The sequence below is a fragment of the Arthrobacter sp. EPSL27 genome (assembly GCF_001512305.1).
Lineage (GTDB): Bacteria > Actinomycetota > Actinomycetes > Actinomycetales > Micrococcaceae > Arthrobacter.
On record NZ_LNUT01000004.1, the window covers coordinates 158,029 to 170,179 of the forward strand.

The window sequence follows — 12,151 nt, forward strand, 5'->3', positions numbered from 1 at the left end:
CTTACGGGCGGTCTAGTCCACCCACACGCCGGGCTCGTTCGTATCCGCGGAGAGCTCCCCGAATTCCAGCTCCCGCGTCGCCGGGTTGGCGGCGTACGGCAGGACCGCGGCGAACAGCGATCCGTCCCGGTGCTCCGCGGCCACGTGGATGGCGTCCGAGGCTTCTTCGAGCAGGGTGATGTCACAGACGACGGCGGCGGCGCGGAACTCGTCGCGGTGCTGGCGCAGGAGCTCGGTGAGGTCCCTGATCATCCCGTCGGCGTCGAAGTCGGCGTCCGATCCCTCGGCCGCGTCGGCCGGGGTGACGGCCACCAGCCGGACCTCGCCGTCGTTCTGGACCACGAGGGCAAACGGCAGGAACCCGCCGTTGCGTTCCAGCTGTTCCTGGGCGGCACCGACGCCGGTGCCGAGCAGGTTCTCCAGATCCGTGGCGCTGGCCTCGGGAACGGTGCTGCGCCAAGAGCCTGCCGGAGACGATTCCGCGGGCACTTCCGCCACGGCCCTAGCCCCGGACCAGGGCGAGGACGCGGTCGCGGACGCGGACCATGGTGTCGCGGTCCGTCGCCTCCACGTTCAGGCGAAGGAACGGTTCCGTGTTGGAGGGGCGCAGGTTGAACCAGTAGCTGCCGTCCGTGGCGATGAAGGTGCTGCCGTCCAGGTAGTCCACCTCCACGTCCTCGGTGTGGAAATCGTGCCGGACGCGCTCCACGGCCGCGGCCTTGTCCTCGATTTCGGAGTTGATTTCCCCGGAGGAGACGTAGGGCTCGTATTCGCGGCCGAGCTCGGACAGCGGGCCGTCCTGTTCGCCGAGGGCTGCCAGGACGTGCATCGCGGCGAGCATGCCCGTGTCCGCGTTCCAGAAGTCGCGGAAGTAGAAGTGGGCAGAGTGCTCACCGCCGAAGATGGCGCCTTCCGCGGCCATCACGGCCTTGATGAAGGAGTGGCCCACGCGGGTGCGCACCGCCCGGCCGCCGTGGCGTTCCACCAGTTCGGGGACGGCGCGGGAGGTCAGGAGGTTGTGGATGACGGTGGGGTTCGCCTCACCGAGGCCCTGGGCGCGGGCGATCTCGCGGCGCGCCACCATGCCGGTGATCGCGGACGGGGAGACGGGGTCGCCCTTCTCGTCGATGACGAAGCAGCGGTCGGCGTCGCCGTCGAACGCCAGCCCGATGTCCGCGCCGTGCTCGACGACGGCGGCCTGCAGGTCGCGCAGGTTCTCCGGTTCCAGCGGGTTGGCGGGGTGGTTCGGGAAGGACCCGTCCAGCTCGAAGTACATGGGCACGATCTCGAGCGGAAGCTTGGGGAGCAGGGCATCGCCCAGCACCGCCGGCGTCGTGAGCCCGGCCATGCCGTTGCCGGCGTCCACTACCACCTTGAGCGGGCGGGAGCCGCGCAGGTCCACCAGGCTGCGGAGGTACTCCGAGTAGCCCTTCAGGACATCGTGCACGCCGATGAGGCCGCGGGTGGGGGCTGCCGGAATGGACCCGGAGTTGAGGTATTCCTCGGCGCGGGCCTGGATTTCCTTGAGCCCGGATTCCGAGGAGATCGGCTCGGCGCCGGCCTTGGCCATCTTGATGCCGTTGTACTCGGCGGGGTTGTGGCTGGCGGTGAAGGTGGCGCCCGCGGCGTTGAGTGCTCCGCAGGCGTAGTAGAGCTCATCCGTGGAGATCAGGTCGAGCAGCTGGACGTTGGCTCCGCGCCGTGCGGCGCCGGCGGCGAACGCCTTGCTGAATTCGGGGGACGAGGGGCGCATGTCGCCGCCGACCAGCACTGTCTGGCCCTCCAGCTGCAGGACGTCGACGAACGCCGCACCCACCGCCTCGACGATTTCGGCGGTGATTGTTTCGCCGACAATGCCGCGCACGTCGTAGGCCTTGAAGGAGGCGGAGAGGTCAAAAGTCTTGGTCTGGTCCATAGTCACGCGTCTTATCTTACGGCGAAGCGTTGGCGGGCCGGGGAGGGACACTGCCGCGTTCCACCGGCTGCCCGATCCGTGCTGTGATTGTCCACATAACAGCCTCCGCGGCTTCGTGGCTGTCGGCGGTGGCTGGGATACTGAAGCAATGGCCAATAACCAGAACGCTGCAGTCCTGTCCGCTTCCACCGCTGCCCCCTCCGGCGCGTCGGGGACGCGGGCGCAGGCCCAGGAGGTGCTGCGCGAGCTGGTGGGGCACCCGGAGGCGGAGTTCCACGACGGCCAGTTCGAGGCGATTGAAGCCCTGGTCGACGGCGGCCGCCGCGCCCTCGTGGTGCAGCGGACGGGCTGGGGAAAGTCGGCCGTCTATTTCGTCTCGTCCCTGCTGCTGCGGCGCCGCGGGGCCGGCCCCACCCTCATCGTCTCCCCGCTGCTGGCCCTGATGCGGGACCAGGTGGCCGCCGCGGCGCGGGCCGGGGTCCGGGCGGTTGCCATCAACTCCGCCAACCAGCTGGACTGGGACACCGTCCGCGAGCAGCTCGCCGCGGACGAGGTTGATGTCCTGCTGGTGTCCCCGGAGCGGCTCACCAACCCCTCGTTCCGAGAGAACCAGCTGCCTGAGCTGATCCGCCGCACCGGGCTGCTGGTGATCGATGAGGCGCACTGCATCTCTGACTGGGGCCACGACTTCCGGCCCGACTACCGGCGCATTGCCGACCTCATCACGCAGCTGCCGGACACCGTCCCGGTCCTGGCCACCACGGCAACCGCCAACTCCCGGGTGGTGCACGACATCGAGGAGCAGCTCGGCGCCGGGGTGCTGACCATCCGCGGCGCCCTGGGCCGTGAATCCCTCCGGCTGGGTGTGCTGAGCCTGCCGGACTCCCGCGACCGCCTCGGCTGGCTGCTCACGCACCTGCAGGACCTGTCCGGCAGCGGGATCATCTACACGCTGACGGTTTCCGCGGCCGAGGACACCGCGCGGCTGCTGGCCGAGGCCGGCCACGAGGTGCTCGCCTACACCGGCCGCACCGACCCCGCTGACCGGGAACGCGCCGAACAGCTCCTCAAGGACAACCAGGTCAAAGCGCTTGTGGCCACGTCCGCGCTGGGCATGGGCTTCGACAAGCCGGACCTCGGGTTCGTGGTGCACCTCGGGGCGCCGTCCTCGCCCGTGGCGTATTACCAGCAGGTGGGCCGCGCCGGCCGTGGCGCCGCCAACGCCGATGTGCTCCTGCTGCCCGGGGCGGAGGACCGCGACATCTGGCAGTACTTTGCCACCGCGTCCATGCCCTCGGAGGAAAAGGCCGGAGCGGTCCTCACGGCGCTCGCGGAGGCGGGGACAGCCGTGTCCACGGTGGCCCTGGAAGCGCGCGTGGACCTGCGCCGGACACCGCTGGAACTGCTCCTGAAGGTCCTCGCGGTGGACGGCGCCGTCGAGCGGGTGGGCGGGGGCTGGCGTTCCACCGGCCGGCCCTGGACCTACGACGCGGAGCGGTACAGCCGGATCGCGGAGGCCCGGGTGGACGAACAGGACTCCATGGTGATCTACCAGGACACCGCAGGCTGCCGGATGGAATACATCACCTCGGTCCTCGACGACGAGACCGCCAGCGCCTGCGGCCGCTGCGACAACTGCGCCGGCCGCTGGTTCCCCGCGGACATTGCCGCCTCGGCCTCGGAAGCGGCGGGCCAGACGCTGAGCCGCGCCGGCATTCCGCTGGAGCCCCGGCTGCAGTGGCCCAGCGGAATGGACCGGCTGGGTGTGCCCGTGAAGGGCAAGATCAAGCCCGAGGAGAGCGTCGCCCCCGGCCGGGCACTGGCGCGGCTCACGGACCTGGGCTGGGGCGGGGCCCTGCGGGAAGCCTTCGCCGCCGGAGCCCCGGACCGGACCGTGGACCCGGGCATGCTGCAGGCCTGCGTCCAGGTGCTCCGCGAGTGGGGCACCGGCGACAGCCGGGCCCCCGGCTGGAGCGGGGCCGGCCGGCCCGCCGCGATCGTCAGTGTCCCGTCCCGCGGCAAGCCTGCCCTGGTGGACTCGCTGGCCCGGGGCATCTCGGAGATCGGCCGGATCCCGTACCTGGGGCAGCTGCAGCTGGAACACGGCGGACCCACCGGCGGCCGCGGAGGCAACAGTGCCTACCGGCTGGCCGGTGTCTGGGACCGCCTCGTGGTGGGGCCGGAGCTGGAAGCGGCCCTGGCCGGAATCCAGGGCCAGAGCGTCATGCTGATCGATGACCTCGTGGACAGCCGCTGGACCGTGACCGTTGCCGGCCGGGCGCTCAGGCTCGCGGGCGCCGGGGCGGTGCTGCCGCTGGTACTTGGCCAGGCCGGCTGACCTCGGCCCCGGCGTGGCGGGGCAGTGCCAGGCTGTCCAGGGTGCTCAGCAGCATGATGACCGCAATCGCCAGGAACGCCGCCCGGTAGGCCGCGGCCGGGTCCGCACCGGCACCGGCGTCGCCCAGCAGCGGGCCCGGCGTCTCGAAGACCCGGATCAGGAGCGCCCCGACCGCGATGCCGGCCGCCGTCGCCAGCTGCACCAGCGTGGCGGAAACGGCGTTCGCGGACGGCAGCTGGGCGGGGACGACGTCGGCGTACTGCACTGAGGCGTACGCCGAGAAGCCAATGGAACGGAACGCCCCGCTGGCCACGAGCAGTGCAAAGATCAGCGGCTCCGGGGTGCCGGCGTCCAGCAGCGCGCACAGCGCGAAGGTGACCGCGGACGCCAGGGACGCGAACACCAGCACCGGCTTGAATCCGAAGCGCCGGATCAGCGGGGTCGTGGCCGGTTTGATGCCGATGTTGCCGACGAACACGGCCGCGACGAGGACCCCGGCGCGCAGCGGATCCCAGCCGAAGCCGTTCTGGAACATCAGGGGCAGCAGGAAGGGCACGGCGCTGATGGTGAGCCGGTAGATGAAGCCGCCGGTCGCTGTCGCCCGGAAGGTCCGGGCGGTGAAGACGCCCAGGTCGAAGAGCGGGGTACGCGCCCGCCGCATCCACCAGGCCGCGGTGCTGAGGAACACCACCCCCGCGGAGATGCCGAGGGCCGATAGGAGTCCGGCGTCGCGGCCGCCCGCCAGTTCCAGGCCAACCACCACCGACCCCACGCCGAGGGTGGTGAGGGCCAGTCCCGCCCAGTCCAGGCGCCGGGTGCGGTCGCCCGGGGTGCGCGGGACCAGCCGCAGCGCCGCGACGAACGCCGCGAGTCCCAGCGGGAGGTTGATCAGGAAGATCCAGTGCCAGGAGAGGAACTCCGTGAGGGCACCTCCCACCAGCGGGGCGAGGACAGGTGCCAGCAGGCCCGGCCATACCAGGTAGGCCGTGGCGCGGAGCAGGTCCTTCTTGGCTGTTCCGCGGAGCACCACCAGGGTGCCCACGGGGACCATCATGGCGCCGCCGGCGCCCTGCAGCACCCTGCTCAGGGTCAGTGTGGTGAGGTCCTGGCTGAGCGCGCACAGCAGCGACGCCACCGTAAACACCGCAATGGCCAGGCAGAACACCCGCCGCGCCCCGACGCGTTCGGCCAGCCAGCCGCTGAGCGGGATCCCCATCGCCACCGTCGTCAGGTAGGCGGTCATGGTGATGTTGACGTCCGCCGACGGGACCGAGAAGTCCACGGCGATGCTGGGGATCGCGGTGGTCAGGACGGTGCCGTCCAGGAACTCCATAAAAAACGTCGCCGCCACGAGCAGCGCCAGGCGGGGGCTCCAGTCGGCCGTGGACGCGCCGGGCTGCGGCGGGGAGTCACTCATGCGGTTTTCCACGGTTCCGTACCCGGCCCGTACCCAGCCCGGGCTCAGCCCAGGGATCCGGGGTGCGCCGCCGGCGTCCCGGACTCCAGCACGGCCATGGCCGCGTTGTGCCCGCCGATGGCGCTGACGGCACCGCCGCGGCGCGCTCCGGAGCCGCAGAGCAGGATCTGCGGGTCATCCGTCGCGACGCCCCAGCGCTGCGCCGGCGTGTCCAGGGGTGTGTTGTCCTCGACGAAGGGCCAGTCCAGGCCGCCGTGGAAGATGTTGCCGCGCGGCATGCCGACGGCACGTTCGATGTCGAGGGTGGTCTTGGTTTCGATGCAGGGGTTCCCGTCCGGGCCGGTGAGGAGCAGGTCCTCGATGGGCTCGGCGAGGACGGAGTTCAGGGAGGCCAGGACGGCGGCCTGGAGTTCGGCCCGGCGCTGGTCGTTGTTGTCCGCCGTGATCAGGCGGTCCGGGACGTGCAGGCCGAACACGGTGAGGGTCTGCGCGCCGGCTGCCTGCAGTTCCGGGGACAGGATGCTCGGGTCTGTCAGGGAATGGCAGTAGATCTCGCAGGGCAGCGGGTGGGGGATGGCCCCGGCCTCGGCGGCGAGGTAGGCGGCGTCGAGCTGGGACCACGTCTCATTGATGTGGAATGTCCCGCCGAACGCCGCTTCCGGGGCGACGCGGTCATCCAGCAGCCGGGGGAGCCGCTTCAGCAGCAGGTTCACTTTGACCTGGGCGCCCTCCCGGAGGTGGTTCGGGTTCCGGGTGGCCGGGGCTGCGGCGCCGCCCTCCCGGCCGGCGTTCCTGAGCCGGTCCAGCACCACCGGGGCCACGTTGGCGAGGACCCACGGGGCGGTGGCGGTGTGCTCCGCCCCGGCGTGCCGGTAGCTGACCACGCCTCCCGGGCCGATGGCGGTGACGTCCGCGGATGTCAGGATGGTGGCCCCCGCCTCGCGGGCCGCGCGTTCCAGTTCCCCGGACACCGCACCCATGCCGCCCACCGGCACGTCCCAGTCCCCGGTTCCGCCGCCGATCAGGTGGTACAGGAAGCAGATGTTCTGCTGCAGGTCTTCGTCACCGGCCCGCGCGAAGGTGCCGATCAGGGCGTCCGTCAGCACCACGCCGCGGACCAGGTCGTGCTGGAGCGCCGACGCAATCGCGTCCCCGATGGGCCGCCCGGTCACGGCGTCCCACGTGTCCTCCGCGCCGGCCCCTGCGGCGAGGGCCCTCGCCTCGGAGCGCGTCGGCAGCGGCGCGGTCATGGTCGGCCAGAGGGCCTCGGTGAGCCGGCGGCAGCCGGCGTAGAACTCGGTGAAGGCCTGGAATTCGTGCTCGGGGGCCCCGACGGCGGCGAAGGACGCGGCGGTGGCCGTGGCGTCCCCGTTGTCGACCAGCAGGGCGCGGCCGGCGCCGCCGGGGTCCGGGGTGTAGGACGAGTACCGGCGCCGCGCGAGCCGGATGCAGAGTCCCAGGTCGTCGATGATCTGCTGCGGCAGGAGGCTGACGAGGTAGGAGTACCGCGAGAGGCGCGCGTCGACGCCGTCGAACGCCCGGGCTGACACGGCAGCACCGCCAGGCTGCTCAAGCTTCTCCAGCAGCAGGACCCTCCGGCCGGCTTTGGACAGGTACGCGGCCGCGGCCAGGCCGTTGTGGCCGCCGCCGACGATGATCGCGTCATACGCTTTGCTGCTGGAAGGGGCGGTGCTCAACAGGGGGTTGCTCGACATGGGCCAATCCTGCCATCCCGTCCGCCGGGACGGCGTCAGGTGTCCGGCCTCCGGACGCGGGTCCCGGGTAGGCAGAAGACCCGGGTACGCAAAAGGCCCCGGTCCGAGGACCGGGGCCAAACGCGGAGACGGGGGGATTTGAACCCCCGGTGGAGTTGTGCCCCACACTTCATTAGCAGTGAAGCCCATTCGGCCGCTCTGGCACGTCTCCAATTGCTATTAACTAGCCAACCAAGGATACGCAGAAGGAGCCATGCAGTGCAAAACGGCCGGTGCCGGTGCGGCTCAGGCGCTCCGGCCTGCCAGCGCCCGCCACAGGAAGTGCTGGCTGCGGCTCTGCAGGGCCGCAGCCTGGCGGTTGTCCGAGGCTCCGGCGTGGCCGCCTTCCAGGGCCTCGTGGAACCAGACGTTGGGGATGCCCATCGCCTGCATCCGGGCGGCCATCTTGCGGGCTTGGACCGGGCCCACCCGGTCATCGGAGGTTGCGGTCCAGATGAACGCCTCGGGGTAGTCCACCCCGTCCCGGAGCAGGTGGTACGGCGAGAACGTCTTGATGAACTCCCACTGTTCCGGCACGTCAGGATCGCCGTATTCGGCAATCCACGAGTAGCCGGCGGACAGCTTGGTGTACCGGCGCATGTCCAGCAGCGGCACCCCGCAGGAGACGGCGCCGAAGAGTTCCGGGTACTGGGTGAGCATGTTACCCACCAGCAGGCCGCCGTTGGACCCGCCCACGCAGCCGAGCCGGTTCCGGGACGTGACGCCGCGGGAGATCAGGTCCGCCGCCACCGCGGCGAAATCCTCGTAGGCCCGGTGCCGCTTGTCCTGCAGGGCCGCGCGGTGCCAGGACGGGCCGTATTCGCCGCCGCCGCGGATGTTGGCCACCACGTAGACGCCGCCGCGGGTGTGCGGGGCCCCGCCGTCGTGCCCGGCGGATTCCTTTGTGCGGCGTTCCAGCCAGGCCCGGCCGATCGCCCCGCTGTAGGCGGGGGTGCGGGAGATCTCGAAGCCGCCGTAGCCGGAGAGCTGCGTCGGGTTCTGGCCGTCCAGGACGAGGTCCTTGGCGGCCACCTGGAAGTACGGCACCCGGGTGCCGTCCCGGGAGACGGCGAAGTGCTGCTGCACCTCGTAGGCCGACTCGTTGAAGAACGACGGCGAGGACCGGACCACCTCGTGGGTGCTATCCACTCCGCCCGATGCCGCACGCTTCAGGGTGCCGCGGGTGAGGGTGCTGGGCGTTGTGAAGCCGGTGGCGATGAGCCAGAAGTCGTTTCCCGCGCCGGGGGCCTCGGTTTCGGCGACGGGCGCCGCGCCGTCGGTGCCGTCGTCGACCGTATCGTCGTCGGAGCCGGCGGCGTCCTCGTCGTCGACCGCGTAGGCGTTGACGTCGTGGAGCGGCGGGCAGGCGTCCAGCAGGGTCGAGGCCCAGGCGCTGTCCGTTCCCGGCCGCTGCGGGTCGAGGACCCGGATCTCCGAGGAGACGTCGCGGAGCAGATTGAGCAGCAGGAAGTCCCGCGTCCAGCTCCACGACTGCAGGGAGGTGTGCTCGTCCGGGGTGAACAGCACGGACAGGTCCCGGCCGCCGGCCAGGAAGTCCTCGAAGCGTGCGGCGAGCAGGGAGCCAGCCGGGTGGGTTGCGCCGCCCACTGTCCAGTCTTTCTGCGGCCGGAACAGCAGCCATTCCCGGTGCGCGCTGACGTTGACGTCCACCGGAACATCCAGCTGCACCCACTGCCCGTCCCGCAGCACGGAGGTGGTCTTTTCGAAGAAGCTGATCCAGTCCACGGCGAACGTCCGCTCGAAGCCCGGGGTGGAGTCATGGGCCACGAGCGCCATCATGTGGTCCTCGGGGACCTCGAACACCCGCTCCGCCGCGGCCAGGGACCCGCCGCGGCGCAGCTTGACGCCGGTCCGCGCGTAGGAGGACGTGGTGCTGGGCAGGCCTTCCGCTGTGGAGGCGACCAGCAGGGTGTCGGCGTCCAGCCAGGAGGCGTTGCCTTTCGCCGTCGGCAGGTCGAACCCGCCGTCGGCCGGGTCCACGAAGGTGCGGGATTCGACGTCGAACTCGCGGTAGCGGTTGGCGTCGCCGCCGTCGGGGGAGAGGGCCAGGAGCGCCCGGCGGTGCGGCTCGCCCTCGGCCGGGCGCAGGAAGCTGGCGCCGTGGAAGACCCATTCCTCGCCTTCGGCTGCGGCCAGCGCGTCCACATCCAGCAGGACTTCCCATTCCGGGTCCCCGCCGCGGTAGCTGTCCCACGTGGTCCGTCGCCACAGGCCCTTCGGGTTCTGCCGGTCCTTCCAGAAGTTGTAGTAGAACCGGCCGTGCTTGCCCACCATCGCGATCCGGTCGGTGGAGTCCAGCACCTCAAGGATGCTGGACTCCAGCGCGGTGTACTCCGCGTCCTCCAGCAGCTCCTCGGTGCGGGCGTTCTGCTCCCGGACCCAGGCCAACTGTTCCTCGCCGTAGATCTCCTCAAGCCAGATGTTCTCGTCGACGGGTTCAGGGGCGGTTGCCGGACGGCCGGACGCGGGCAGGGGAGCAGCTTCAGCGGTGGTCATTTTTCCATCCAAGCAACCCCGGCGCGCCGGGTGCAAGTCAAGCCGGCGCGCGCGGAGCGCACCGGGGCGGCTGCGGCCGGGTCGGGGCGGCGGGCCCGTTGCGGATACGCTGGATGCCGTGGGAATATCGCGAAGCATCCGGACGGCAGTGATCGGCGCCGGCCCCCGGGGCACGAGTGTGCTGGAGCGGCTCCTGGCCAACTGGGCGCCCGCCGGTCCGGACGCCACGCTGCACATCGACGTCGTTGACCCCTACCCGGCCGGGCCGGGGCACGTCTGGCAGCCCGGCCAGTCGCGGCTCTACTTGATGAACACGCAGTCGTTCTACCCCACGGTCATCCCCGAGGACCCGGACCTCGCGCGGCCGCTGGCCGGCCACACCTTCGACCGCTGGCGCGAACTGCAGCGCGAGCAGCCCCACCCCGGCCTCACCGCCGAGGAACGCGCCGAACTCACGGGGCTGGCCGCAACCGACTTCCCCAGCCGGGCACTGTACGGCCGCTACCTCCGCTCCACCCTGGAGGACCTGCTGTCCTGCCTGCCCGACGGCGTCACAGTCGAGTTCCACAACACAACGGCGACCTCCGTCCGGCACGCTTCCGGCGGGGCGGGGTTCGACGTCGGACTGGCCGGCGGCGGGGTCCTGACCGTTGATTCCGTGGTGCTGGCCCTGGGCCACCTGGAGTCGCGGCTCAACCCCGAACAGCGTGAGCTCCAGGCGGCCGCGGAAGAATTCGGGCTCCTGTACCTGCCCCCGGCGGCGCCTGCCGACGTCGACTGGTCCCTGGTGCCCGCCGTCCAACCGGTGCTGGTGCGCGGCATGGGGCTGAACTTTTTTGACGCCATGGGCCAGCTCACCGAGGGCCGCGGCGGCCAGTTCCTGCCCGGCGACGGCGGCCTCCGCTACCTCCCCTCCGGCCGCGAACCGCTGATCATCGCAGCCTCCCGCCGCGGCACCCCGTACCGGGCCAAGGCGACCCTCTCCGGCTACTACCCGGGCGCCGTGACCCTGCGGTACTGCACCGAGGACGCGCTGGCGAAATTCGCGGAGACCGGCATCCGGCCGGCCTTCGACCACGACCTCTGGCCCCTCCTGCACCGGGACGCGCTGTGGGCCTACTACTCCACGCTGGCGCGCTCGCAGCCGGAGGCGGTCCTGACCGAACCGAAGGAATTCCTGGCGGCGCTGGAGGAGGCCCTGCAGCCGCACGCGCACTCCGCCGCGAAATGGGAAGCCCTGGTGGACTCCGTCCTGGCGGTGCACGTGAAAGCGGACCACCGGCTCAACCTGCTGGGGCTCGCGGCGCCCCTGGCCGGGAAGTCGTTCGACTCCCGCGCGGAGCTGGACGCCGCCGTCGTCGACTACCTGATGGACGATGCCCGGCGCTCCGCGCTGGGGGAGGACGACCCGGTGAAGATGACCATCGGCGCCCTGCACCACGGCCGGGCGGTCCTGAAAACGGCGGTGGCCGACGGCGGCATCACCGACGAATCGTGGGTGGCCGGGCTGCGCGGCTGGTTTGAAGCGTTTGTGGAGGGGCTGGCCAGCGGGCCGCCGGCGCTGCGCGCCGAACAGCTCGCCGCCCTGGTGCGGGCCGGCGTCGTCCGCTTTGTGGGCCCGGACCCGAAGTTCGGGGTGGACCGCAAAGCGCGGACGTTCACGGCGGCGTCGCCCTGGGTGGGGAACACCGAGGACGCCGTCGCCGGGGAAGTGGTGCACGCCGTGGCCATGGTGGAGGCGCTGGCGCCGGCCAACAGGGTGGCGGTCAACGAGTCGCCGCTGCTGGAGCAGCTGCTCGCCGAGGGCCTGGTCCGCCCGCGGCTCATGATGACGGTGGAAGGGACGCCCGTGCCGACGTCCGGACTGGACGTGGCCCCGCACCCCTACCGGCCGCTGGGTGCGAACGGTTCGGTGACCGAGGGGCTGTTCGTGCTGGGCCTCCAGTTGTCCGCCGTGCAGTGGGGTACGGCCATCGCGGCCGAGGCCCGGCAGAAGAGCGGGCCGGTGTACAGCAGCGGCCAGCGCACCCTGCGGGACGCCGACGAGATCGCCCGGGCCATCCTCGGCGCCTGACAGCCCGCCACCCACGGGAGCATGCCCTCCGTCCGGGCTGAAAAATGAGCATGCCCTCCGTTCCCGCGTCCCACCAATGAGCATGCCCTCCGTCCAGGCTGAGCGGTGGACATATAGGCACTATGTCCATCGCTGC

7 protein-coding genes and 1 tRNA gene are annotated in these 12,151 nt (G+C 71.3%); 2 read left to right on the forward strand and 6 right to left on the reverse strand.

Annotation, left to right across the window (positions count from 1 at the left end; all coding sequences use genetic code 11):
• Positions 1 to 12: 12 nt before the first annotated feature.
• Entirely contained in the window at positions 13 to 498 is a 486-nt protein-coding gene (locus AR539_RS05590) for a hypothetical protein (RefSeq protein ID WP_066433417.1), read from the reverse strand.
• A 4-nt stretch (positions 499 to 502) separates the two neighbouring features.
• Positions 503 to 1,921, reverse strand: coding sequence for a phosphomannomutase/phosphoglucomutase (locus tag AR539_RS05595; RefSeq protein ID WP_066433421.1), 1,419 nt, complete (start codon positions 1,919 to 1,921; stop codon positions 503 to 505).
• 142 nt (positions 1,922 to 2,063) lie between these two features.
• Between AR539_RS05595 and AR539_RS05600 the strand changes: the two genes are divergently transcribed.
• Complete coding sequence (locus AR539_RS05600; RefSeq protein ID WP_066433427.1) at positions 2,064 to 4,253, forward strand: RecQ family ATP-dependent DNA helicase; 2,190 nt, start codon at positions 2,064 to 2,066, stop codon at positions 4,251 to 4,253.
• Here AR539_RS05600 and AR539_RS05605 read toward each other — a convergent pair.
• The 4 genes from AR539_RS05605 to AR539_RS05620 form a co-directional block, all read right to left on the reverse strand.
• Positions 4,198 to 5,670 carry an MFS transporter gene (locus AR539_RS05605; protein WP_066433432.1) on the reverse strand — a complete coding sequence of 491 codons (1,473 nt, stop codon included), beginning with the start codon at positions 5,668 to 5,670 and terminating at the stop codon, positions 4,198 to 4,200. The genes AR539_RS05600 and AR539_RS05605 overlap by 56 nt on opposite strands.
• Before the next feature lie 44 nt (positions 5,671 to 5,714).
• The gene (locus tag AR539_RS05610) at positions 5,715 to 7,385 is read right to left on the reverse strand and encodes a phytoene desaturase family protein (protein WP_066433434.1); all 1,671 of its coding nucleotides are present in this window, start codon (positions 7,383 to 7,385) and stop codon (positions 5,715 to 5,717) included.
• 123 nt (positions 7,386 to 7,508) lie between these two features.
• Positions 7,509 to 7,596 (reverse strand) — tRNA-Ser (locus AR539_RS05615).
• Positions 7,597 to 7,670: 74 nt separating this feature from the next.
• Positions 7,671 to 9,941 carry a prolyl oligopeptidase family serine peptidase gene (locus AR539_RS05620; RefSeq protein ID WP_066433438.1) on the reverse strand — a complete coding sequence of 757 codons (2,271 nt, stop codon included), beginning with the start codon at positions 9,939 to 9,941 and terminating at the stop codon, positions 7,671 to 7,673.
• Between the two features lie 118 nt (positions 9,942 to 10,059).
• Here AR539_RS05620 and AR539_RS05625 point away from each other — a divergent pair, with 118 nt between their 5' ends.
• A complete protein-coding gene (locus tag AR539_RS05625) occupies positions 10,060 to 12,015 on the forward strand; it encodes an FAD/NAD(P)-binding protein (RefSeq protein ID WP_066433440.1) in 1,956 nt (651 codons plus the stop codon).
• Positions 12,016 to 12,151 lie beyond the last annotated feature (136 nt).

What these genes read in the sequence shown, in the direction of transcription:
- AR539_RS05610 (WP_066433434.1), bottom strand. Translation starts at nt 7,385, where the DNA reads ATGTCGAGCAACCCCCTGTTGAGCACCGCCCCTTCCAGCAGCAAAGCG.
- AR539_RS05605 (WP_066433432.1), bottom strand. Translation starts at nt 5,670, where the DNA reads ATGAGTGACTCCCCGCCGCAGCCCGGCGCGTCCACGGCCGACTGGAGC.
- AR539_RS05600 (WP_066433427.1), top strand. Translation starts at nt 2,064, where the DNA reads ATGGCCAATAACCAGAACGCTGCAGTCCTGTCCGCTTCCACCGCTGCC.
- AR539_RS05620 (WP_066433438.1), bottom strand. Translation starts at nt 9,941, where the DNA reads ATGACCACCGCTGAAGCTGCTCCCCTGCCCGCGTCCGGCCGTCCGGCA.